The sequence below is a fragment of the Frigoribacterium salinisoli genome (assembly GCF_054781095.1).
On record NZ_BAAGVB010000004.1, the window covers coordinates 320,370 to 342,788 of the forward strand.

The 22,419-nt window shown below is 72.5% G+C and carries 20 protein-coding genes; 18 read left to right on the top strand and 2 right to left on the bottom strand.

Going from position 1 to position 22,419, the window contains the following annotated elements; all coding sequences use genetic code 11:
• Nucleotides 1-60: 60 nt before the first annotated feature.
• A complete protein-coding gene (locus tag ACYVHQ_RS11450) occupies nt 61-1,581 on the bottom strand; it encodes an amino acid permease (protein ID WP_460513116.1) in 1,521 nt (506 codons plus the stop codon).
• A gap of 433 nt (nt 1,582-2,014) precedes the next feature.
• On the opposite strand from ACYVHQ_RS11450, the gene ACYVHQ_RS11455 reads away from it, so the two are divergent.
• The 5 genes from ACYVHQ_RS11455 (at nt 2,015) to ACYVHQ_RS11475 (ending at nt 6,993) form a co-directional block, all read left to right on the top strand.
• Nucleotides 2,015-3,331: a quaternary amine ABC transporter ATP-binding protein gene (locus ACYVHQ_RS11455; protein ID WP_460513118.1), complete on the top strand. Its 1,317-nt coding sequence runs from the start codon at nt 2,015-2,017 to the stop codon at nt 3,329-3,331.
• The gene (locus ACYVHQ_RS11460; protein WP_460513119.1) at nt 3,328-4,200 is read left to right on the top strand and encodes an ABC transporter permease; all 873 of its coding nucleotides are present in this window, start codon (nt 3,328-3,330) and stop codon (nt 4,198-4,200) included. Before ACYVHQ_RS11455 ends, ACYVHQ_RS11460 begins: the two co-directional genes overlap by 4 nt.
• A gap of 80 nt (nt 4,201-4,280) precedes the next feature.
• A complete protein-coding gene (locus ACYVHQ_RS11465; protein WP_460513121.1) occupies nt 4,281-5,192 on the top strand; it encodes a glycine betaine ABC transporter substrate-binding protein in 912 nt (303 codons plus the stop codon).
• 220 nt (nt 5,193-5,412) lie between these two features.
• Nucleotides 5,413-5,646, top strand: coding sequence for a hypothetical protein (locus tag ACYVHQ_RS11470; RefSeq protein WP_460513123.1), 234 nt, complete (start codon nt 5,413-5,415; stop codon nt 5,644-5,646).
• Between the two features lie 102 nt (nt 5,647-5,748).
• Entirely contained in the window at nt 5,749-6,993 is a 1,245-nt protein-coding gene (locus ACYVHQ_RS11475; protein ID WP_460513125.1) for a mechanosensitive ion channel family protein, read from the top strand.
• 70 nt (nt 6,994-7,063) lie between these two features.
• Here the strand turns inward: ACYVHQ_RS11475 and ACYVHQ_RS11480 are convergent, their stop codons facing one another.
• Nucleotides 7,064-7,240, bottom strand: a complete 177-nt coding sequence (locus tag ACYVHQ_RS11480) for a hypothetical protein (protein WP_460513127.1) — start codon at nt 7,238-7,240, stop codon at nt 7,064-7,066.
• A gap of 112 nt (nt 7,241-7,352) precedes the next feature.
• On the opposite strand from ACYVHQ_RS11480, the gene ACYVHQ_RS11485 reads away from it, so the two are divergent.
• The 13 genes from ACYVHQ_RS11485 to ilvN all read left to right on the top strand — a co-directional run bounded on the left by ACYVHQ_RS11485 (nt 7,353) and on the right by ilvN (nt 22,410).
• Nucleotides 7,353-8,531: an SLC13 family permease gene (locus tag ACYVHQ_RS11485; protein ID WP_460513129.1), complete on the top strand. Its 1,179-nt coding sequence runs from the start codon at nt 7,353-7,355 to the stop codon at nt 8,529-8,531.
• Nucleotides 8,528-9,298: a fructosamine kinase family protein gene (locus ACYVHQ_RS11490; RefSeq protein ID WP_460513131.1), complete on the top strand. Its 771-nt coding sequence runs from the start codon at nt 8,528-8,530 to the stop codon at nt 9,296-9,298. The genes ACYVHQ_RS11485 and ACYVHQ_RS11490 overlap by 4 nt, the downstream gene beginning before the upstream one ends.
• A 96-nt stretch (nt 9,299-9,394) precedes the next feature.
• The gene (locus tag ACYVHQ_RS11495; RefSeq protein WP_460513133.1) at nt 9,395-10,882 is read left to right on the top strand and encodes an alpha,alpha-trehalose-phosphate synthase (UDP-forming); all 1,488 of its coding nucleotides are present in this window, start codon (nt 9,395-9,397) and stop codon (nt 10,880-10,882) included.
• Complete coding sequence (gene otsB / locus ACYVHQ_RS11500) at nt 10,879-11,658, top strand: trehalose-phosphatase (RefSeq protein WP_460513135.1); 780 nt, start codon at nt 10,879-10,881, stop codon at nt 11,656-11,658. The genes ACYVHQ_RS11495 and otsB overlap by 4 nt, the downstream gene beginning before the upstream one ends.
• A gap of 140 nt (nt 11,659-11,798) precedes the next feature.
• Complete coding sequence (locus ACYVHQ_RS11505) at nt 11,799-14,786, top strand: Na+/H+ antiporter subunit A (protein WP_460513137.1); 2,988 nt, start codon at nt 11,799-11,801, stop codon at nt 14,784-14,786.
• Complete coding sequence (locus ACYVHQ_RS11510; RefSeq protein WP_460513139.1) at nt 14,783-15,304, top strand: Na(+)/H(+) antiporter subunit C; 522 nt, start codon at nt 14,783-14,785, stop codon at nt 15,302-15,304. The genes ACYVHQ_RS11505 and ACYVHQ_RS11510 overlap by 4 nt, the downstream gene beginning before the upstream one ends.
• A complete protein-coding gene (locus tag ACYVHQ_RS11515; protein ID WP_460513141.1) occupies nt 15,301-16,866 on the top strand; it encodes a Na+/H+ antiporter subunit D in 1,566 nt (521 codons plus the stop codon). Before ACYVHQ_RS11510 ends, ACYVHQ_RS11515 begins: the two co-directional genes overlap by 4 nt.
• Nucleotides 16,866-17,456 carry a Na+/H+ antiporter subunit E gene (locus ACYVHQ_RS11520; RefSeq protein ID WP_460513143.1) on the top strand — a complete coding sequence of 197 codons (591 nt, stop codon included), beginning with the start codon at nt 16,866-16,868 and terminating at the stop codon, nt 17,454-17,456. The genes ACYVHQ_RS11515 and ACYVHQ_RS11520 overlap by 1 nt, the downstream gene beginning before the upstream one ends.
• Nucleotides 17,453-17,716, top strand: a complete 264-nt coding sequence (locus ACYVHQ_RS11525) for a monovalent cation/H+ antiporter complex subunit F (protein WP_460513145.1) — start codon at nt 17,453-17,455, stop codon at nt 17,714-17,716. The genes ACYVHQ_RS11520 and ACYVHQ_RS11525 overlap by 4 nt, the downstream gene beginning before the upstream one ends.
• Nucleotides 17,713-18,219, top strand: coding sequence for a monovalent cation/H(+) antiporter subunit G (mnhG, locus tag ACYVHQ_RS11530; RefSeq protein ID WP_460513147.1), 507 nt, complete (start codon nt 17,713-17,715; stop codon nt 18,217-18,219). The genes ACYVHQ_RS11525 and mnhG overlap by 4 nt, the downstream gene beginning before the upstream one ends.
• A gap of 82 nt (nt 18,220-18,301) precedes the next feature.
• A complete protein-coding gene (ilvD, locus tag ACYVHQ_RS11535; RefSeq protein WP_460513150.1) occupies nt 18,302-20,014 on the top strand; it encodes a dihydroxy-acid dehydratase in 1,713 nt (570 codons plus the stop codon).
• Between the two features lie 69 nt (nt 20,015-20,083).
• Nucleotides 20,084-21,907 carry an acetolactate synthase large subunit gene (locus tag ACYVHQ_RS11540; protein WP_460513191.1) on the top strand — a complete coding sequence of 608 codons (1,824 nt, stop codon included), beginning with the start codon at nt 20,084-20,086 and terminating at the stop codon, nt 21,905-21,907.
• Nucleotides 21,904-22,410 carry an acetolactate synthase small subunit gene (gene ilvN / locus ACYVHQ_RS11545; RefSeq protein WP_460513152.1) on the top strand — a complete coding sequence of 169 codons (507 nt, stop codon included), beginning with the start codon at nt 21,904-21,906 and terminating at the stop codon, nt 22,408-22,410. Before ACYVHQ_RS11540 ends, ilvN begins: the two co-directional genes overlap by 4 nt.
• The last annotated feature ends 9 nt before the right edge of the window (nt 22,411-22,419 follow it).

The following is a 22,419-nucleotide window of genomic DNA, read 5'->3' on the forward strand; positions in this document are numbered from 1 at the left end:
CCCCGGCGCACTGCGCCGGGGCCTTCGTCGTTCTCGCGACCCGCCCGCGGGCACCGGGGCTCAGCCCTGGTCGTCGTGTTCCTGGAGGGCGTCCGGGTCGCGGCCCGTGACGGGTAACGGCCCCGTGGGTCCCTCGCGCAGCTGCGCCAGCGCGAGGATCCGGTCGCGCTGCAGGTGCCAGCCGAGCACGAGCAGGGGCACGACGACGGCGAGCGACAGCACGGTGAGCGAGCCGATGGGCCAGTCGACGGCCATGAGCACCACGACGGCGACGAGGAACGCCAGGGTCAGGTAGCTGGTGGCGGGCGCACCGGGCAGGCGGAACGAGGGTGCGGCGGCCCTGCCCTCCTTCGCCCGACGGCGCAGTCGTAGCTGGCACAGGATGATCGTGCCCCAGGCGCTGAGGATCCCCAGCGAGGCGACGTTGAGCACGATCTCGAACGCCGTGCTGGCACCGACGAGCGCGTTCAGCCCGACGCCGAGGAGGGTGGTCGCCGCGGTGAGGAGGATGCCGCCGTAGGGCACGCCGCCCTTCGACATGACGGCGGTGAAGCGCGGCGCGGAGCCGGCCATGCCCATCGAGTGCAGCACGCGACCGGTCGAGTAGAGCCCGGCGTTGAGGCTCGACAGGGCGGCGGTGACGACGACGAGGTTCATGACCGAGCCCGCGACCTCTCCCACGTCGGGCCCGCCGATGCTGCTGAAGAACGTCACGAACGGGCTCTCGCCGGCCCGATAGGCGGTGGAGGGCAGGAGGAGCGAGAGCAGCACGAGCGACCCGACGTAGAAGAGCCCGATGCGCACGATCACGGCGTTGATCGCGCGGGGCACGACCTGCTCGGGGTGCTGCGTCTCGCCTGCGGCGGTGCCCACGAGCTCGATCGAGGCGTAGGCGAAGACGACGCCCTGCACCACGACGACGGCGGGCAGGAGGCCGTTGGGCAGGATCCCGCCGGAGGCGACGAGCGACCACCCGGTGCGCACGGTCTCGCCGTCGTGCTCGACCGGGAACGCCGCGGCCAGCCAGACGACGCCGACGACGAGGAACGCCACGAGCGCCACGACCTTGACGAGGGCGAACCAGAACTCGAGCTCGCCGAAGACCCTGACGGCGAGCAGGTTGACGCAGAGCACCACCGCGAGGGCGACGAGCGCGAGCAGCCAGTCGGGTGCCGCAGTGAACGCCGACCAGTACTGCAGGTAGAGGGCCACGGCCGTGACGTCGACGATGGCGGTCATGGCCCAGTTGAGGAAGTACATCCACCCGGCGACATAGGCGGCCTTCTCGCCGAAGAACTCGCGGGCGTACGACACGAACGACCCGGAGGAGGGGCGGTGCAGCACGAGCTCGCCCAGTGCACGGAGGATGAAGAACGCGAAGAGGCCGCAGACGGCGAACACGATCGCCAGGGCGGGCCCGGCGCTGGCGAGGCGACCGCCGGCGCCGAGGAAGAGCCCCGTGCCGATCGCGCCCCCGATCGCGATCATCTGCAGCTGCCGAGGGCCGAGCCCGCGCTCGAACCCGGCCTGCTCGTGCGAGAAGTCACGGGCCGCCGCGCGCCCGTCCGCAGTGTGTGACATGGTCCATGACAGTAACGCCAGGGGTCGCCGACAGGGAAGACCCAGGGGTCCGTCGGTGTCCCGGGTCACGAAGACGTCACGATCACGATCCGCGCAGGCATGGGCGACACGCCGTCGCGACCGGTGCGCGGCGCCCGATCTCGGCACCCTCGCGCCGGAGATCGCCGACGAGTCCCCGCTATGGTCGACGAGGCCCGGGAGACCGGGCCGCCCGACATCAGGACGCGTCGGCGGACCAGCACCAGGTCGCGTCGCCGTACGGTCCTGAGGTGCCGGTGCCGCCCCCGAGGGTGGCCCTGCGAGGGGAGCGTGCCGCCCGGCCAGGATCGGGCTCGAGCCGCCCTCCGCGCACGTGCCTCGACCCGTCCGCCCGACCCAGACGCCGTGCGCGGCGACCGGCCCGAGCGCGGCCGTCGCTGCCGTGCGCCAGGAGATGCCCGTGACCACCACCCCACCCGCCGTGAGGGCCCTGAACCTCTTCAAGGTGTTCGCCCGTCGACCCCGTGAGGTCGTCGACCGCCTCCGGGACGGTGCCGACCGCGCCGAGGTCCCCGGCACGGCCGCCGTCATCGACGCGTCCTTCGACGTGCAGCCCGGTGAGATCTTCGTCGTCATGGGGCTCTCGGGCTCCGGCAAGTCGACGCTGATCCGCATGCTCAACGGCCTCCTGGAGCCGACGTCGGGCTCCGTGGAGATCGCCGGGGAGGCCATCAGCGACGTGTCGCCGGCCCGCCTCCGCGACGTGCGCCGCCGCAGCGTGTCGATGGTGTTCCAGCACTTCGCCCTCCTGCCGCACCGCACGGTGCTCGACAACGTGGCCTACGGGCTCGAGATCCAGGGCGTCGACAAGGCCCGCCGGCTGACCCGGGCCCGCGAGGTGACCGAGCTGGTCGGGCTCGCGGGCTGGGAGGAGAAGCTGCCGAGCGAGCTGTCGGGCGGCATGCAGCAGCGCGTGGGGCTGGCCAGGGCGCTCGCGGCCGAGACGGACATCCTGCTCATGGACGAGGCGTTCAGCGCCCTCGACCCGCTCATCCGCCGCGAGATGCAGGAGCAGCTGATCGAGCTGCAGGCGAAGCTCGGCAAGACGATCGTCTTCATCACGCACGACCTCAACGAGGCGATGTTCCTCGGCGACCGCATCGCCGTCATGCGCGACGGACGGATCGTGCAGATCGGCACGCCGGAGGAGATCCTCACCGACCCGGCCAACGACTACGTCGCCCAGTTCGTCCAGGACGTCGACCGGGCCCGCGTGCTCACGGCGGCCAGCGTCATGGAGCCCGCCCGGGCGGCCGTCCCGCTCACGGTCGGCCCGCGCGGCGCCCTGCGCGTCCTCCGCGACCTGCAGGCGGGGGCGCTGTTCGTGCTCGGCCGGGAGCGGAAGCTCCTCGGCTGGGTGCGGGACGCCCACGTCCTGCGGCAGGTCAAGGCCGGCGACACCGACCTCGCCGCGGTGGTCAACCCCGAGCACGCCCGGGTCTCCCCGGACGCCGCGCTCGTGGACCTGTTCGAGCTCGCCGTGGAGAGCCCCCTGCCGATCGCCGTCGTCGACGACGAGGGGAGGCTCCTCGGGGTTGTCCCGCGGGTCACGCTCCTGGCCGCGCTCGGCAACGTCGACACGACGACCTCGCCGATCCCCGTGCTCGAGCCCGCCACGCGCATCTCCGACGTCGAGCTCGACGCCACGCTCGCCACGGGCGAGGTGCCCGCGGCCGGATCGACCGCCACGACCGAGGGAGACGCCCGATGAACGAGTTCCTGCGCATCCCCTTCGGCTCCTGGGTGTCCGACGGCGTCGACTGGGTGACCACGCACCTGGGCGGCTTCTTCGACCTGGTCAAGGTCGTGCTGGCCTTCTTCTACGACTGGCTCGAGTTCCTGCTCTCCGCGCCGCCCTTCTGGGTGGTCGTGGTCGTCGTCGCGGTCCTGGCGTTCCTCGCCCGCGGCTGGGTCTTCGCGGTCGGGTCCGCGCTCGGGCTCCTCTTCATCGGCAGCGTCAACCAGTGGGACAACGCCATGGCGACGCTCGCGCTCGTCCTGGTCGCGAGCGCCCTGGCGATCGTGCTCAGCGTGCCGCTCGGCGTGCTCGCCGCGAAGTCGCGCACGGCCAGCGCGATCCTCCGGCCGGTCCTCGACTTCATGCAGACCACCCCGGCCTTCGTCTACCTGATCCCGGCCCTGCTGCTGTTCCGGCTCGGCGTCGTGCCCGGGATCGTCGCGACCGTCGTCTTCGCGATGGCCCCCGGCGTCCGGCTCACCGAGCTGGGCATCCGGGGCGTCGACAGCGAGGTCGTCGAGGCCGGCCAGGCCTTCGGCGCGTCGCCGTGGCGGATCCTCCGACAGATCCAGCTGCCGCTGGCGAAGGCCAGCATCATGGCCGGGATCAACCAGGTCATCATGCTGTCGCTGTCCATGGTCGTCATCGCCGGGCTCGTCGGGGCCGGTGGCCTCGGCGGCGACATCATCGCGAGCCTCAACCGCATCGACGTCGCCCTGGGTGCCGAGGCCGGGATCTCGGTCGTGATCCTCGCGGTCGTCCTGGACCGCCTCACCGCCTCGCTGGGCGTCGACCGCTCGGCCCGACGCCGCGCCCGGACCGCCGCGCGCGCCGGCGCCTGACCCGCGCCTCCTGAACCCGTGGGCCACGCCCGTCGTGGCCCGCACCTCCCTGCACCACACGCTGTACCGGAAGGAACACCATGAAGAAGCGCACCATCATCGCCTCCCTCGCCCTCGGGGCCTCCGCCGCCCTCGGCCTCGCGGCCTGCTCGCCCCCCGGCAGCTCGTCCGGCTCGGGCGACGCGCTCGACAACGGCGACCGCGACACGCTGGAGCTGGCCGTCTTCAACGGCTGGGACGAGGGCATCGCCGCCTCGTGGCTCTGGAAGGAGATCCTCGAGGACGAGGGCTACACCGTGAACATGCGGATGGCCGACGTGGCTCCCGTCTACGTGGGCCTGAGCGGGGGCGACTACGACCTCGTGCTCGACACCTGGCTGCCGACGACGCACGCCGAGTACATCGAGGAGTACGGCGACGACCTGACCGACCTGGGCGCCTGGAACGAGGACGCGAAGCTCGCGGTCGCCGTCAACGAGGACGCCCCCATCGACTCGCTCGAGGAGCTGGCCGACAACGCCGACCTGTTCGGCGAGCGCATCGTGGGCATCGAGCCCGGGGCCGGCCTGACCTCGGCCGTGCAGGACGCGACGATCCCGACCTACGGCCTGGAGGCGCTGCCGCTGCAGACGTCCTCGACCGCCGCCATGCTCACCGAGCTCAAGGCGGCCACGGACGCCGGCGAGGACATCGCGGTCACGCTGTGGAGCCCGCACTGGGCCTACGACGCCTTCCCGATCAAGGACCTCGCCGACCCCGAGGGCACCCTGGGCGACGCCGAGGGCATCCACTCGTTCGGCGGCGCCACGTTCACCGAGGACTTCCCCGACCTGAGCGAGCGCCTGCAGGACTTCACGATGGACACGGCGACGCTGTCGTCCCTCGAGAACGCCATGTTCAACGACGCCGAGGTCGACGGGGACGACTACAGCGAGGTCGTCCGCGCGTGGATGGACGAGAACCAGGACTACGTCGACGGCCTCACGAGCTGACGACCGTCCCCCCGGCGACGCCCCGCCCGAGCAGCCGCTCGGACGGGGCGTCGTCGTGCACTGCTCCTCCACAGGCTCTCCGGGGTGCGCGTGCAGTCCACCCCCAGGTGCCGGGACCCGGGTCGCGGGTACGGTCGAGGACGACGTCGCCCCCGGTGGCGTCGCGCTCCACCCGCACCAACCCGCGACGACCGTCGCGGCGCACGAAAGGCTCCACCTCGTGACCACCGCCCTCGAACCCCTCCGCCGCGCCGCCCGTGTCATCACGACGACGGTCTCGGCCGACCTCGTCCGCGTCTCGACGCCCGAGCGCGTGCTCGGGCACGTGCGGAGCGAGCAGGGCGGCTTCGTGGCGCTGCGCGGCGGCGACCCCAGGGCGGCCGACGTCGTGGGCCGCTATCCCTCCCAGGGTCTCGCCCTCGAGGCCCTCCGCCAGCGCCGCCGGTCGCTCTGACCCGGGGCCGGCCACCGGCGACACCTGTCGCACAGCTGAGCATCCGCTCCCCGTCGCGGCCCGCAGGCGACCCTCGCCCCGAGGACCGTGCAAGCTGGCGGGATGCCCTGGATCCAACTCGTCATCTCCGTCGTCGCGGCCGTCGCGCTCACCTTCGTCGTCTCGGCCGTCGTCGGCTACGCCGTCGGCGTGGTCGCCAAGCGCAAGTCGTGGGCCGAGTCGCTCGTGCAGCGCATGCGCCGCCCGTTCCGCGCCACGTTGCTCGTCGTCCTGCTCATCGTCGCGCTGACCACCAGCTTCGACGCGCTCTGGCCCGACGGCTGGCCCGCCCAGGGCCTCCTGCAGCAGGTCTTCCGCTGCGTCGGCATCGCCGTCGTGGCGTGGCTCGTCGGGGCCCTGCTGATCTTCTTCGAGGACCTCGGCCTCTCGCGGTGGCGCACCGACGTCGCCGACAACCGGGTCGCGCGGCGCGTCCGCACCCAGGTGCTCATCCTCCGTCGACTGACGGTCGCCGTGGTCGTCATCATCGGTGCCGGGGCGATCCTCCTGGGCTTCCCCGGGGTCGAGGCGCTGGGGGCGAGCGTGCTCGCGAGCGCAGGCCTCGTGTCCGTCGTCGCCGGCCTCGCCGCCCAGTCCACCCTCGCCAACGTCTTCGCGGGCATCCAGCTCGCCTTCAGCGACGCCATCCGCGTCGACGACGTCGTCGTGGTCGAGGGGCAGTGGGGGCTGATCGAGGAGATCACGCTCACCTACGTCGTGGTCCACGTGTGGGACGACCGGCGCCTCCTGCTGCCCTCGACCTACTTCACCACGACGCCGTTCGAGAACTGGACGCGACGCTCGAGCGAGCTGCTGGGCGCCGTCGAGCTCGACGTCGACTGGCAGGTCTCGCCCAGCGAGATGCGCGGCGAGCTGGACCGCATCCTCGCGACGACCGACCTGTGGGACGGTCGGACCAAGGTGCTGCAGATCACCGACGCCACGAACGGCTACGTGCGCGTGCGGGTGCTCGTGAGCGCCAAGGACTCCGCGGCGTTGTTCGACCTGCGCTGCCTCGTCCGCGAGGACCTCGTGACGTGGATCCACGAGCAGGGCAGGGCGGGCCTCCCGCGCACCCGCGTCGACATGGTGTCGCCCGAGGCTCCCGCCCCGCGCCACCGTCCCGCGGCCTCGACCTCGGGCCAGTCGGGCCTGTTCTCGGGCGACTACGCCGACTCGGAGCGCACCCAGGCGTTCACGCAGGCCCTGCCGATCCAACGGCAGGTCGACGCGGGAGCCGAGCCCGACGCCGACGCACCCGCCGACGGCGGTGCGCACCCGGCCCCGCGGCGCCCGCTCGGCGACTGACGACGCCGCCACGGACGACAGGAGGCGCGCACCCGGCCGGGTGCGCGCCTCCTGTGGTCGTCGGGCGGGCCTAGTCGTCGTTCGCGGCGTCGACGACGTTGCCGATCGCGATGGCGGTCGTGGCCGCCCAGGCGACGACGTTCAGCAGCAGTCGCCAGTCGCGGGGGCCGGCGGCCACGTGCTTGAGCAAGCTGAAGCCGGAGAAGGCGCTGCTGAGGATCGCGCCGTTGAAGAGGAATTTGCGCACTGTTCTGCTCCTGTGGGTCTCGGTCCTGCCACGGTACCCGTCGAGGGCGCGAGGGGCCGACCGGTCGTAGGGTGAGCTGCCCCGGTCGCCCGGCCGGGCCCGAGGAGGCCCCGTGCGCACTGCCGTCCTGGGGGCCGTGCTGCTCGTGGCGGGCCTGGCCGCCGCGCTGCTCGGCGTGCTCCCGTGGGCCGAGGTCGGTGCGCTCGTCGAGCGGGTCGCGCCCGTGCTGGGCTTCGTCGTCGCCCTCACGGTCGTCGCCGGGCTCTCGGCCGAGGCAGGGCTCTTCGCGGCGCTCGCCGGTCTCGCGGCCCGTCTCGCCCGCGGGCGCACGGTCCTGCTCTGGCTGCTGGTCGTCGTGCTGGCGCTGGCCTGCACGGTCGCGCTCTCGCTGGACACGACGGCCGTGCTGCTCACGCCCGTGGTCGTCCTCGTGGCGCGGCGGGCCGGGGTGCCGCCCCTGCCGTTCGCGCTGACGACGGTCTGGCTGGCCAACTGCGGTTCGCTCCTGCTGCCCGTCTCGAACCTCACGAACCTGCTCGCCCTCCACGAGCTGGGCGACCCGGCGCCGCTGGCCTTCGCGGGCCTCGTGCTGCCCGCCGCCGTGGTCGCCGCCGCCGTGCCCGTCGTCGCGGTGGGCCTGCGGTACCGGCGCGCGCTCACCGGGCGCTTCGTCGCCGGGCCCGTCGAGCCCCCGGCCGACCGCGTGCTCTTCGTCGTCGCCGCCGTGGTCGTCGGCCTGCTCGTGCCCGCCCTGGTGGCCGGGCTCGAGGCGTGGCTCCCCGCATCGGTCGCCGCCGTGCTGCTCGTCGCCGCGACCGCGTGGCGGCGCCCGGGGGCGCTCCGGCTCGGCGTCGTGCCGTGGGGCACGGTGCTGCTGGCGGGCGGGCTCTTCCTCGTCGTCGAGGCCGCGCACGCGCTGGGGCTCTCGGAGCTCCTGGCCGTGGTCGTCGGCGACACGGGGGAGGGGCTGCCCGAGCTGCTGCGCCTCGCGGGCGGCAGCGCCCTGGCCGCGAACCTCGTGAACAACCTGCCGGCCTACCTCGCGCTCGAGCCGGTCGCCGGATCGCCCCTGCGCCTCGTCGCCGTCCTCGTCGGCGTCAACGTGGGCTGCCTCGTGACCCCCTGGGCCTCGCTCGCCACGTTGCTCTGGCACGCGCAGCTCGTCGACCTCGGCGTCGACGTCTCGTGGCGGCGGTTCGCGCTGGCAGGGCTCGGGGTCGCCGTCGTCGCCGTGCCGCTCGCCGTCGTCGCGGTCGCGCTCGGGGGGAGCGGGGGCATGCTGGTCCCGTGAGCAGCTGGCGCAAGGACCGGACCGGGGCCCCCGAGGGCTTCTTCGAGGCCGAGGCGGCGGGCCTGGCCTGGCTCGCCGCGGCCGTGCCGCGGGGCGGGGCCGCCGTCGTCGACGTCCTCGACGTCGGCCCCGGGCGCATCGAGCTGGAGCGCGTGCAGGAGGCGCGCCCCACCCGGGACGCCGCGCGCGCGTTCGGGCGGGCCCTCGCCGCGACGCACGGGACCGGCGCGACCGCGTTCGGCGCGCCTCCTGAGGGCTGGGACGGGCCCTGCTTCATCGGCAGCCGCCCGATGACGACGCGACCCGACGCCTCCTGGGGCCGGTTCTGGGCCGAGCAGCGCGTGCTCCCGTTCGCCCGGACGGCCGTCGACGCGGGCTCCCTCGACCGGTCCGGCCTCGGTGTCGTGGAGCGCGCGTGCTCCCTCGTCGCCGGTGGGGCGTTCGACGACGACGAGCCGCCGGCGCGCCTGCACGGCGACCTCTGGACGGGGAACGTGCTGTGGTCGCCGAGCGGTGCGACCCTCATCGACCCGGCCGCCCACGGTGGCCACCGCGAGTCCGACCTGGCCATGCTCGAGCTCTTCGGCTGCCCCTACCTCGACGAGGTGCTGGCGGGCTACGACGCCGCGGCGCCCCTCGCGCCCGGTCGTGCCGAGCGCGTGCCGCTGCACCAGCTGCACCCCCTGGCGGTGCACGCCGCCGGGCACGGGCCGGCCTACGGCGCGGCCCTCGTCCGCGCGGCCGAGGCCGTCCTGCGGCTCGCCTGACGGACGGGCCCCGGCCCCGATCGCGCGTGCGGGCCCGCTGCTAGCCTGGGGTCCCCGTCGTCGCGGCGGGGAGGACCTCCGGAGTTGATCTGCCGCATGCCTGACGCCCCCGACCAGTACGCCTTCGTCGTCGTCTCGAACCGCCTCCCCGTCGACAGGGTCGTCGACGAGGACGGCGGTGGCAGCTGGCGGCACTCGCCCGGTGGCCTCGTCACCGCGCTCGAGCCCGTCATGAAGGCCAACGACGGTGCCTGGGTCGGGTGGGCGGGGCAGCCCGACCTCGAGTTCGAGCCCTTCGAGGACGACGGCATCGAGATCGTGCCGGTGCCGCTGAGCGCCGACGAGGTGCAGAAGTACTACGAGGGCTTCAGCAACGACACGCTGTGGCCCCTCTACCACGACGTCATCGCGGCCCCGACGTACCACCGCGTCTGGTGGGAGACCTACGTCACGGTCAACCAGCGCTTCGCCGACCGGGCGGCCGAGATCACGGCCGAGGGCGGCACCGTCTGGGTGCAGGACTACCAGCTGCAGCTCGTCCCCAAGATGTTGCGCGAGGCCCGGCCCGACCTCACGATCGGCTTCTTCAACCACATCCCGTTCCCGCCGCTCGGCATCTTCTCGCAGCTGCCGTGGCGGTCGCAGATCCTCGAGGGCCTGCTCGGTGCCGACGTCATCGGGTTCCAGCGCGCCGACGACGCGTCGAACTTCTCGCGGGCGGTGCGGCACCTCCTGGGCTGGTCGACGACGCGTCCCTACATCGAGGTGCCCGTCGACGACGAGGACGCCGTCGTGTCGAAGCGCGGCAAGAAGGTCCGTCGCGTCCTCGCCAAGCACTTCCCGATCTCGATCGACGCCGCCAGCTACGAGGAGCTGGCCGCGCGGCCCGACATCCAGGCCAGGGCGCGCGAGATCCGCGAGGGCCTCGGCAACCCGAAGACGATCATGCTGGGCGTCGACCGGCTCGACTACACCAAGGGCATCCGGCACCGCATGAAGGCCTTCGGCGAGCTCCTCGCCGACGGCCGCCTCAGCGTGGAGGACGCCACGCTCGTGCAGGTCGCGAGCCCCAGTCGCGAGCGGGTCGAGACCTACAAGCAGCTGCGCGACGAGATCGAGCTCACCGTGGGCCGCATCAACGGCGACCACGGCACCATGAGCCACACGGCGATCAGCTACCACCACCACGGCTACCCCCGCGAAGAGATGGTCGCCCTCTACCTCGCGGCCGACGTCATGCTCGTCACGGCCCTCCGCGACGGCATGAACCTCGTCGCGAAGGAGTACGTCGCGGTGCGCCGGGACGGCGACGGCGTGCTCGTGCTGAGCGAGTTCGCCGGGGCCGCCGACGAGCTGCGCACGGCCCTGCTCATCAACCCGCACGACATCGGCGGGCTGAAGAACACCATCATGCGGGCCATGGAGATGCCCGAGCGCGACCGTCGGTCGCGCATGCGCTCGCTGCGCCGCCGGGTGCTCGAGCACGACGTCGCCGCCTGGTCGGCGTCGTTCCTCACCGCCCTCGAGGGCGCCCGACCGGGCCAGCAGATCGCGGCCCCCGACGACGAGAGGGGCACCGCGTGACCGACGCCGACGCCCGGACCCTGAGCGACGCCCTCGGGCGGCTCGCCACCACCCCGCGCCTGCTGGTCGCGCTCGACTTCGACGGCACCCTGGCGCCCGAGGTCGACGCGCCGCAGGCCGCCCGGGCCCTGCCCGAGGCGACCGAGGCGATCAGGAGGCTCGAGGCCCTGGCCGACACGCACGTCGCCCTGGTCTCCGGCCGCGACCTCGCGAGCCTCACCGCGGTCGCCGAGGTGCCCGGGTCGGTGCTCCTCGTCGGCTCGCACGGGGTCGAGGTCCGCATCGACGGGCACGAGACCGCCCTCACCGAGGCCGAGCTCGAGCTCCGTGCCGCTCTCAGCGACGTCGTGCACGCCGCGGCCGCGGGCGTCGAGGGCGTCCTCGTCGAGGAGAAGCCCGCGGGGCTGTCGCTGCACACGCGTACGGCCGATGCCGAGGCGACCGCGGCCGCCGAGGCGGCGGCCCGCGCCGGCGTGGCGGACCTCGACGGCGTCACCGAGCGTCGCGGCAAGAACGTCCTCGAGTTCGCCGTCCGGCCGACCGGCAAGGACGACGGCGTCCGGCGCCTCCGCGAGGCGACCTCGGCGACCGCCGTGCTCTACGCCGGCGACGACGTCACCGACGAGGACGCCTTCCGGGCCCTCGTCGAGGGCGACGTCGGCATCAAGGTGGGGGAGGGCGCCACCCTCGCCGGGCACCGCGTGGCCGACGCGGCCGCCGTCGCGCGCCTCCTGCACGACCTGGCCGACCTCCGCTCGCATCTCGGCAACGCCTGACGCCGATGGCTCCGGGCCGCCCCTCCCAGGGTCGTCCGTAGCGATTCCCAGGTACCCCTAGGTATTCTGGATTCCCCGCCCCTGACCCGACGACCTCGAGCCCGAGGCTCCGTCGCGAGTCACCTGACGACGGAGGTGCCATGCTCATCGCACTCTCGGTCCTCGCCGTCGCCAGCGTGCTCGTCGCCCTCGTCGGTCGCAGGGCCACCACCCGGCTGTTCCCGCTCGCGGCGCTCGCCCCCGCCGGCGTCTTCGTCGCGACGGCCCTGCAGGGGCCCGCGGTCCTCCGCGGTGACGTCCTCGTCGAGAGCGTGCCGTGGGTGCCCCAGCTCGACATCGCGCTGAGCTTCCGCCTCGACGTGCTGTCCTGGGTGCTCGCGCTCGTCGTCACCGGCGTCGGGGCCCTCGTGCTCGTCTACTGCACGCGCTACTTCCGGCGCGACGAAGCCGGCATCGCACGCTTCGCCGCCGTGCTGGTCGCCTTCGCCGGGGCCATGTACGGCCTCGTCGCGAGCGACGACGTGTTCCTCCTCTTCGTCTTCTGGGAGGCCACGAGCGTCTTCTCCTACCTGCTGATCGGGCACTACACGACGAAGCAGGCGAGCCGCGCGGCCGCGCTCCAGGCCCTCATCGTGACCACCGCCGGTGGTCTCGCGATGCTCGTGGGCCTCGTGCTGCTCGCCGTGGCCGGGGGCACGACGTCGCTCAGCGCCCTCGTCGCCGAGCCCCCGACGGGCCCCGTCGTCACGGTCGCCGTCGTGCTCGTCCTCGTGGGGGCCCTCTCGAAGTCGGCGCTCGTGCCGTTCCACTTCTGGCTGCCCGCGGCCATGGCGGCACCGACGCCGGTCAGCGCGTACCTGCACGCGGCCGCGATGGTGAAGGCCGGCATCTACCTCGTGGCCCGGCTGGCCCCCGGCTACGCCGAGAGCCCGGGCTGGCGCGAGATCGTCGTCCTGGTCGGCGTCGCGACGATGCTGCTCGGCGGCTACCGCGCCCTGCGCCAGCACGACCTCAAGCTCGTGCTCGCCTACGGCACCGTCAGCCAACTGGGCTTCCTGACCGTCGTCGTCGGGTACGGCACGCGCGACGCGGCCCTGGCCGGGCTGACCCTCCTCGTCGCGCACGCCCTCTTCAAGTCGACGCTCTTCCTCGTGGTGGGCATCATCGACCACCGCACGGGAACGCGCGACCTGCGCAAGCTGTGCGGCCTGGGCCGACAGGCGCCCCTGCTCGTCGGCATCACCGTGCTGGCGCTCGCGTCGATGGCCGGCGTGCCCCCGACGCTCGGCTTCGTCGCCAAGGAGGCCGTCCTCACGGCCCTGCTGCACGACGCCGAGACCGGGTCGGTGCTGGGCTGGGTGGCCCTGGTCGGCGTGGCCCTCGGCAGCGTGCTCACGATGGCGTACAGCCTGCGGTTCCTCTGGGGGGCCTTCGGGCGCAAGCCCGGGGTCGAGCCCGCGAGCTTCGTGCACGAGCACGTCGACTTCCTCGCCTCGCCCGCCGTCCTCGCGGTGCTCGGGGTCGTGCTGGGCCTCCTGGCGCACCCGGTGGGCGACGCCCTCGCCGGGTACGCCGACACCGTGCCCACCGGGGCGAGCGAGGCCGAGCCGTACTACCTCGCCCTCTGGCACGGGCTCGAGCCGGCGCTCTTCATCACCCTGGGCACGCTCGTCCTCGGTGCCGTCCTGTTCTGGCTGCGCGAGCCCGTCGCCGCCCTCCAGCGGGCCCTCTCCGGGACGCCCCGCGCCTCGGACGCCTACCTGCGCCTCATGGCGGGCGTCGACTGGACCGCGTCGCGGACCACGGCGGCGACGCAGCGCGGTTCGCTGCCGTTCTACCTCGCGACGATCCTCCTCGTCTTCGTCGTCTCGTCGGCCGTGACTCTGACGCTGAACCGCACCTGGCCCACCGAGGCCGTGCTCGCCGACCACCCCGGCCAGCTGGCGATCGGGGCGCTCATGATCATCGGCGCCATCGGCGCCACACGCTCGAACAAGCGGTTCCAGGCGGTCGTGCTCGTCGGCGTGACGGGCTACGGCATGGCCGGCCTCTTCGCCCTGCACGGCGCACCCGACCTCGCGCTCACCCAGGTGCTCATCGAGACGATCACGCTCATCGCCTTCGTGCTGGTCCTCCGACGCCTGCCGGCACGGCTCGGCGATCGCAACGGGAGCAGCCACAAGCGCATCCGGGCGTTGCTCGGCATCGGCGTGGGCGCCGCCATGGCGACCATCGCGGTCGTCGCCCTCGGGGCGCGCGACGTCCCGCTCATCTCCGACGCGTTCCCCGAGCTCGCCGTCACGGGCGGCCACGGCAAGAACGTGGTCAACGTCACCCTCGTCGACATCCGCGGCTGGGACACCATGGGCGAGATCGCCGTGCTCATCGTCGCCGCGACCGGCGTCGCGAGCCTGGTGTTCCTCACCTCCCGCACCGACGTCCTGCCCCGTCCGGCCCGGACCAACCGGGCGCAGCGCTTCCTGGCCCGCGTCCGGCCGGTGCGCGAGCCCGCCCCCGTCGTGCTCGACGGCGACGGGCAGCCCGCGACCGCTCCGACCCCCACGGCCGGCGACAGCGACGACGTCGCCGACGACGGCGTCGACCGCCGGGCGTGGCTGCTCGCCGGGCGCAAGCTCGCCCCGCAGAACCGCTCGATCCTCCTGGAGGTCGTCGTCCGACTGCTCTTCCACGCGATCATGGTCGTGTCGATCTGGCTGCTCTTCGTCGGTCACAACCTGCCTGGCGGCGGCTTCGCCGGGGGTCTCGTGGCGGGCATGGCCTTCGTGGCGCGCTACCTCGCCGGAGGGCGCTACGAGCTGGGCGCGGCCGCACCGCTCGACGCGGGCAAGGTGCTGGGCACCGGCCTCGCGGCGATCGTCCTCACGGCCGTGGTGCCCCTCGCGCTGGGCGCCGACGCCCTGACCTCGACCTGGTTCGAGGCCGAGGTGCCCGTGCTGGGCCACCTCGAGTTCGTGACCTCGACGTTCTTCGACGTCGGCGTCTACCTGGTCGTCATCGGGCTCGTCCTCGACGTCCTCCGCAGCCTCGGCGCCGAGGTCGACCGTCAAGAGGAGGCCGACCAGCGCGAGCTCGAGTCGGCCGACGCCCGAGGAGGTGGCGCCTCGTGAGCGTCTCGCTGGTGCTGCTCGTCGTCATGGCGGCGCTCTACTCGTGCGGGGTGTACCTGCTCCTCGAACGGAGCATGACCCGCGTGCTGCTGGGGTTCCTCCTGGTCGGCAACGCGACGAACATCCTCATCCTGATCATGACCGGGCGCGCCGGGACGGCCCCCGTGGCCGACGGCCAGGACGACCCCTCGACCTTCACCGACCCGCTGCCGCAGGCCCTCACCCTCACCGCGATCGTCATCACCTTCGGGGTCTCCGCGTTCCTGCTCGCGCTCATCTACCGCTCCTGGCGGCTGGCCCGCGAGGACACCCTGGCGGACGACGTCGAGGACCGCGAGGTGGGCCGCCGGCCCATCCCCACGGAGTCCCGCTCGGGCGACCAGGACGACGACGCGGGCGACACCGAGTTCGGCGAGTACGCCGAGGCCGCCGTGCCCGGCAGCCACGAGCCCGAGCCCGACCCCGACGAACCGGCCACCTCGGCCTCTGAACGACACGACGGAGGGAGCGTCTCATGAGCGTCCTCGTGCCCCTCGTCGTCCTGGTGCCGCTGCTCGGCGCCGCGTCGACCCTCGTCGCCGGTCGCCGCCCGCGCCTGCAGGGCTGGTTGACCATCGGCTCCCTCGCGGTCGTCGTCGTGATCAGCGCCGTCCTGCTCGTGGTCGTCGACCGTGACGGCTCCCTCGCGGTGCAGGTGGGCGGCTGGGCCGCCCCCTTCGGCATCGTGCTCGTCGTGGACCGGCTCGCGGCGCTCATGCTCACGATCTCGTCGATCGTGCTGCTCGCCGTGTTCGTGTTCTCGGTGGGGCAGGGGGCCGCCGACGGCGACGACGGCGACACCCCGGTCTCCATCTACAACCCGACCTACCTGATCCTGGCGACCGGCGTCTTCAACGCGTTCATCGCGGGGGACCTCTTCAACCTCTACGTGGGGTTCGAGATCCTGCTCGTGGCCAGCTACGTGCTCATCACGCTCGGGGGCACCGAGCAGCGCATCCGGGCCGGCGTGACGTACATCATCGTCAGCCTCGTCTCGAGCGTGCTGTTCCTCGCCGCGATCGCGATGATCTACGGCGCCCTGGGCACCGTCAACATCGCGGACATCGCGCAGAAGATGGACTCGATCCCGTCCGACGTGCAGGCCGTGATCCACGTCATGCTCATCACCGCCTTCGGCATCAAGGCCGCGGTCTTCCCGCTGTCGTTCTGGCTGCCGGACAGCTACCCGACCGCACCCGCGCCGGTCACCGCGGTCTTCGCGGGCCTGCTGACCAAGGTCGGCGTCTACGCCATCATCCGGACCGAGACGGTGCTGTTCGTCGAGAGCAACGTCAACGTCTACCTGCTGGTGATCGCGCTCTGCACGATGATCGTCGGCATCCTGGGCGCCGTCGCGCAGGCCGACATCAAGCGGTTGCTGTCGTTCACCCTGGTCAGCCACATCGGCTACATGATCTTCGGCATCGCCCTCGGCACCGTCGCGGGGCTCGCCGCGACCATCTACTACGTCGTGCACCACATCACCGTGCAGACGACGTTGTTCCTCGCCGCGGGGCTCATCGAGCGCCGGGGCGGCACGGCCAGCGTGCTCCGCCTCGGCGGGCTGCTCAAGGCGTCGCCCGTCATCGCCGTGCTCTTCTTCGTCCCGGCGCTCAACCTCGGGGGCATCCCGCCGTTCTCGGGGTTCATCGGCAAGGTGGCGCTCTTCGACGCCGGCGCCCGCGTGGGCACCCCCCTCGTGTACGTGCTGATCGGTGCCGGGGCCCTCACGAGCCTCCTGACCCTCTACGCGCTCATGCGGGCCTGGAGCCTGGCGTTCTGGCGGAAGAAGGAGGAGGTCGCCGACCACTCCTCGCCGCTCACCTCCCGCCTGGAAGAGGCCCCCGGCCGCACCGACGTGGTGCAGCGCAGGGCCAACCCGCGCACCATGGTCGGGGCCACCACCGGCATGGTCCTCGTGTCGCTCTCGCTCACCGTGTTCGCCGGGCCGCTCTACGGCGTCGCCGAGCGTGCCGCGGGCAACGTCTACGGTGCCGACGCCTACGTCCAGCTGGTCTTCCCCGACGGGGAGGTGCAGTGATGACGGAGCGTCCCTCCGGCCGCGAGATCGGCCGCAGCCTGGCCCGGCAACTGCCGCTGCTCGTGGGGCTCGTCGTGCTCTGGATGTTCCTCTGGAACCAGGTCACCGTGCTCGCCGCCGTCACCGGCGTCGTCGTCGCCCTGCTCGTCACGCGGGTGTTCCCGCTGCCGCCCGTCGAGCTCAGCGGGCGGTTCAGCCCGTGGCACGCCGTCGTGTTCCTCGTCGTGTTCCTCCGCGACCTCGTGGTCGCCTCCGTGCAGGTCAGCTGGCAGGCCGTGCGCCCGCGCGGGGTGCGGCACAACGCCATCGTCGCGGTGCAGCTGCACACGCGCTCCGACTTCATCATGACGCTCGTGGGCCTGGCCGTGTCGCTCGTCCCCGGGTCGCTCATCGTCGAGGCGGACCGCGAACGGTCCATCCTCTACCTGCACTCGCTGTCGGTGGACGACGACCAGGCCGTCGAGACGGTGCACCGCAACGTCCTCGCCGTCGAGCGACGGCTCGTGCGCGTCCTCGGCAGCACCGACGACCTGCGTCGCATCGAGGCGGGCACCCCCGTCGCGGCCGGGGGAGCAGGAGGAGCCTCATGACCGTCGTCTTCTGGATCGTCGGCGCGATCTTCGCCTTCGCGGGGCTCGCCTCGGTGTGGCGCATCGTGCGCGGCCCGAGCATCCTCGACCGCATGATCGCGAGCGACATGCTGCTCACGACCCTCATCTGCGTCGTCGGCGCCGACATGGTCATCAACCACCACACCCGGACCCTCCCGGTCATGATCGTGCTGGCGCTCACCGCCGTGCTCGGCTCGATCACGGTCGCCCGCTACGTCTCGAAGCAGGACCCCTCATGAGCGAGACCGTCTACGACGTCGCCGCCGTCGTCATGCTCGCGGCCGGGTCGCTGCTCTCCCTCGCGGCCGGCATCGGCCTCCTGCGCTTCCCCGACACGCTGTCGCGCATGCACGCGGCGACGAAGCCACAGATCTTCGGGCTCATGCTCATCCTGTCCGCCATCGCGCTCGACCAGCACACCTGGGGCACGATCGCGTCCCTGCTGGTGGTCCTGCTCTTCCAGATGCTCACGGCACCGATCTCCGCGCACATGATCGGGCGCGCCGGGTACCGCAACGGCGACGTCGACCGCGACCTGCTCGTCGCCGACGAGCTCGAGGAGGCGGTCGAGCGCGCCGGCGCCGAGCTCGAGGACGTCCCCGACGACGAGCTCGACGCCGAGCGGCTGCCCGTGGGCAGCGCCGACGCCCTGGCCGTCGAGATGCGCCACGACGACGAGGCCCGCCACGAGGGCGGTCGGCCCGACCCGGGTCACGAGCCGGAGGTCCCCGCCGGCCCCTGAGGTCGGCCCGGGTCCGCCGCGCACCGCGCGGGGCGGCCGCCGCCCGTCCTCCGGCGCCCGTCACGGGGCCTACACTCGACCCATGCCAGCGAAGGACGCGCAGACCCCGATCGACATCAAGCCCCGGAGCCGCGACGTCACCGACGGCATCGAGGCCACCACCTCGCGCGGCATGCTCCGCGCCGTGGGCATGGGCGACGAGGACTGGTCCAAGCCCCAGATCGGCATCGCCAGCAGCTGGAACGAGATCACCCCCTGCAACCTCTCGCTCGACCGCCTCGCGCAGGGCGCCAAGGAGGGCGTGCACGCCGGCGGTGGCTACCCGCTGCAGTTCGGCACCATCTCGGTCTCCGACGGCATCTCGATGGGCCACGAGGGGATGCACTTCTCCCTCGTCTCGCGCGAGGTCATCGCCGACAGCGTCGAGACCGTGATGATGGCCGAGCGCCTCGACGGCTCGGTCCTGCTCGCGGGCTGCGACAAGTCGCTGCCGGGCATGCTCATGGCCGCGGCACGGCTCGACCTGTCGAGCGTCTTCCTCTACGCGGGCTCGGTCGCGCCCGGCTGGGTGAAGCTCAGCGACGGCACCGAGAAGGACGTCACGATCATCGACTCGTTCGAGGCGGTCGGGGCGGCCAAGGCCGGCACCATCAGCGAAGAGGACCTCAAGGCCATCGAGTGCGCCATCGTCCCGGGGGAGGGCGCCTGTGGCGGCATGTACACGGCCAACACCATGGCGAGCGTCGCCGAGGCGCTCGGCATGAGCCTGCCCGGCTCGGCGTCGCCGCCCTCGGCGGACCGTCGGCGGGACTACTTCGCCCACCGCTCGGGCGAGGCCGTGGTGAACATGCTGCGCCTCGGCATCACGGCGCGCGACATCCTCACGAAGGAGGCCTTCGAGAACGCGATCGCCGTGGCCATGGCCTTCGGCGGCTCGACGAACGTGATCCTCCACCTGCTCGCCATCGCCTACGAGGCCGAGGTCGAGCTGACGCTCGACGACTTCAACCGCATCGGCGACGAGGTCCCCCACATCGGCGACCTCAAGCCCTTCGGGCGCTACGTCATGAACGACGTCGACCGCATGGGCGGCGTGCCGGTCGTCATGAAGGCCCTGCTCGACGCGGGACTCCTGCACGGCGACTGCCTGACCGTGACGGGCAAGACCGTGGCCGAGAACCTCGCCGACATCAGGCCGAAGCCGCTCGACGGCGAGGTCCTGCGCACCCTCGACGACCCCATCCACGCGTCGGGCGGGCTGACCGTGCTCAGCGGCTCGCTGGCCCCCGAGGGCGCGGTCGTCAAGACGGCCGGTTTCGACGCCGAGGTGTTCGAGGGGCCCGCGCGCGTCTTCGAGCGCGAGCGCGCCGCGATGGACGCCCTCACCGCCGGCACCATCGGCAAGGGCGACGTCGTGGTGATCCGCTACGAGGGCCCGAAGGGCGGCCCCGGCATGCGCGAGATGCTCGCCATCACCGCGGCCATCAAGGGCGCGGGGCTCGGCAGAGATGTACTACTGTTGACGGACGGGCGATTCTCAGGCGGCACAACCGGCCTGTGCATCGGCCACATGGCTCCCGAAGCGGTGGACGCAGGTCCGGTCGCCTTCGTGCGCGATGGTGATCTGATTCGGGTCGACATCGCAGCTCGCTCCATCGACCTACTCGTCGATCCGGCTGAGCTCGAAGCCCGCCGTGACGGCTGGGCACCCCTCCCTCCGCGGTACACCCGCGGTGTCCTCGCCAAGTACGCCCGCCAGGTCCGCTCCGCGGCCGAGGGCGCGGTCACGTACTAGCGGGCAGACCCATCGTTCCCACCACCACGAAGTAGGGATCAGGCCTTGACGCCCATCGACTCCACGCCCCTGCCCACGCCCCCGGGCAACGCCCCCACCTCGCGCACGACCACGGCCGCACCGGAGGTCCTCACGGGCTCCGGCGCGATCCTGCGCAGCCTCGAGGCGCTGGGCATCACCGACGTGTTCGGCCTGCCGGGCGGTGCGATCATCCCGTTCTACGACGAGCTCATGTCGTCGACGGCGATCCGCCACGTCCTCGTGCGCCACGAGCAGGGCGCCGGGCACGCCGCCGAGGGCTACGCCGCGGCCTCGGGTCGCGTCGGCGTCGCCATCGCCACCTCCGGACCGGGGGCGACGAACCTGGTCACCGCCATCGCCGACGCCTACATGGACTCCGTGCCGCTGCTGGCGATCACGGGCCAGGTGTTCTCGACGCTGATGGGCACCGACGCGTTCCAGGAGGCCGACATCGTCGGCATCACGATGCCCGTCACCAAGCACTCGTTCCTGGTGACGAAGGCGGAGGACGTCCCGGCGACCCTCGCCGCCGCGTACCAGATCGCCACGACGGGCCGTCCGGGCCCGGTCCTCGTCGACATCACGAAGGACGCCCAGCAGGGCACGGCGCCGTTCTCGTGGCCGCCGGTCGTCGACCTGCCGGGCTACCGGCCCGTGACGAAGGCGCACGGCAAGCAGATCACGGCCGCCGCGCAGCTCATCGCCGAGTCGAAGAAGCCCGTGCTCTACGTCGGGGGCGGCGTCATCCGCTCCGGTGCCTCGGCCGAGCTGCTCCGCCTCGCCGAGGCGACCGGGGCTCCGGTCGTCACGACGCTCATGGCGCGCGGCGCGTTCCCCGACTCGCACCCGCAGCACCTGGGCATGCCGGGCATGCACGGCACGGTGCCGGCCGTCCTCGGCCTCCAGGAGAGCGACCTCATCATCGCCCTCGGGGCCCGTTTCGACGACCGGGTCACGGGCAAGGCCGAGCTCTTCGCGCCCGGCGCGAAGGTCGTGCACGTCGACATCGACCCGGCCGAGATCTCGAAGATCCGCTTCGCCGACGTCCCGATCGTGGGCGACGCGCGCGAGGTCATCGGCGACCTGGTCGCCGCCTTCGCCGAGGTCTCGCCGCAGGGTGCGCCCGACACCACCGAGTGGTGGGCCCGCCTGACGGCGCTCCGCGAGCAGTTCCCGCTCGGGTACACCGAGCCCGAGGACGGCCTGCTGTCCCCGCAGAAGGTGATCCAGCGCATCGGCGAGCTCACCGGGCCCGAGGCCGTCTACGCCTCGGGCGTGGGCCAGCACCAGATGTGGTCGGCGCAGTTCATCGGCTACGAGCGGCCGCACTCCTGGCTCAACTCCGGTGGCGCGGGAACGATGGGCTACTCCGTGCCGGCCGCCATGGGCGCCAAGGTGGCCGAGCCCGACCGCGTGGTCTGGGCCATCGACGGCGACGGCTGCTTCCAGATGACCAACCAAGAGCTGGCCACCTGCGTCATCAACGACATCCCCATCAAGGTCGCGATCATCAACAACTCGTCGCTCGGCATGGTGCGGCAGTGGCAGACCCTGTTCTACGAGGGCCGCCACTCGTTCACCGACCTCGAGACGGGCCACGAGTCGCGCCGCGTGCCCGACTTCGTCAAGCTCGCCGACGCCTACGGCGCCCTCGGCATCCGGGTGGAGCGCGAGGACCAGGTCGACGACGCCATCCGGCTCGCGCTCGAGACGAACGACCGGCCGGTCGTCATCGACTTCGTGGTGAGCCGCGACGCCATGGTGTGGCCGATGGTGCCGCAGGGCGTCAGCAACTCGTTCGTCCAGTACGCCCGCGACCACGCGCCCAGCTGGGACGACGAGGACGCCGACATGACCGGGAGGCCCGCATGAGCCACGTCCTGTCCCTCCTCGTCGAGGACAAGCCCGGCCTGCTGACGCGCGTCGCGGGCCTCTTCGCCCGGCGCGGCTTCAACATCGAGAGCCTCGCCGTGGGCAAGAGCGAGGTGCCCGGCCTCAGCCGCATCACGGTCGTGGTCGACGTCGAGGAGCTCCCGCTCGAGCAGGTGACGAAGCAGCTCAACAAGCTCGTCAACGTCATCAAGATCGTCGAGCTGGAGTACTCGCAGTCCGTGCAGCGCGAGCACATGCTCATCAAGGTGCGGGTCGACGCCGCCACGCGCAGCCAGGTCCTCGAGGCGGTGACCCTGTTCCGGGCCAGCGTGGTCGACGTGGCCACGGACTCGCTCGTGGTCGAGGTCACCGGCGACACCGGCAAGACGAACGCCCTGCTGCGCGTGCTCGAGCCGTACGGCATCAAGGAGATCTCGCAGTCCGGGCTCCTGGCCATCGGCCGCGGCCCGAAGTCGATCACCGACCGCGTGCCCAAGAACTAGCTCCACCCT

Excerpts from the sequence above, each read along its gene's own strand:
- ACYVHQ_RS11450 (WP_460513116.1), bottom strand. The coding sequence starts at position 1,581 with ATGTCACACACTGCGGACGGGCGCGCGGCGGCCCGTGACTTCTCGCAC.
- ACYVHQ_RS11455 (WP_460513118.1), top strand. The coding sequence starts at position 2,015 with ATGCCCGTGACCACCACCCCACCCGCCGTGAGGGCCCTGAACCTCTTC.
- ACYVHQ_RS11460 (WP_460513119.1), top strand. The coding sequence starts at position 3,328 with ATGAACGAGTTCCTGCGCATCCCCTTCGGCTCCTGGGTGTCCGACGGC.
- ACYVHQ_RS11465 (WP_460513121.1), top strand. The coding sequence starts at position 4,281 with ATGAAGAAGCGCACCATCATCGCCTCCCTCGCCCTCGGGGCCTCCGCC.
- ACYVHQ_RS11475 (WP_460513125.1), top strand. The coding sequence starts at position 5,749 with ATGCCCTGGATCCAACTCGTCATCTCCGTCGTCGCGGCCGTCGCGCTC.
- ACYVHQ_RS11495 (WP_460513133.1), top strand. The coding sequence starts at position 9,395 with ATGCCTGACGCCCCCGACCAGTACGCCTTCGTCGTCGTCTCGAACCGC.
- ACYVHQ_RS11505 (WP_460513137.1), top strand. The coding sequence starts at position 11,799 with ATGCTCATCGCACTCTCGGTCCTCGCCGTCGCCAGCGTGCTCGTCGCC.
- ACYVHQ_RS11515 (WP_460513141.1), top strand. The coding sequence starts at position 15,301 with ATGAGCGTCCTCGTGCCCCTCGTCGTCCTGGTGCCGCTGCTCGGCGCC.
- ACYVHQ_RS11520 (WP_460513143.1), top strand. The coding sequence starts at position 16,866 with ATGACGGAGCGTCCCTCCGGCCGCGAGATCGGCCGCAGCCTGGCCCGG.
- ACYVHQ_RS11525 (WP_460513145.1), top strand. The coding sequence starts at position 17,453 with ATGACCGTCGTCTTCTGGATCGTCGGCGCGATCTTCGCCTTCGCGGGG.
- mnhG (WP_460513147.1), top strand. The coding sequence starts at position 17,713 with ATGAGCGAGACCGTCTACGACGTCGCCGCCGTCGTCATGCTCGCGGCC.
- ilvD (WP_460513150.1), top strand. The coding sequence starts at position 18,302 with ATGCCAGCGAAGGACGCGCAGACCCCGATCGACATCAAGCCCCGGAGC.
- ilvN (WP_460513152.1), top strand. The coding sequence starts at position 21,904 with ATGAGCCACGTCCTGTCCCTCCTCGTCGAGGACAAGCCCGGCCTGCTG.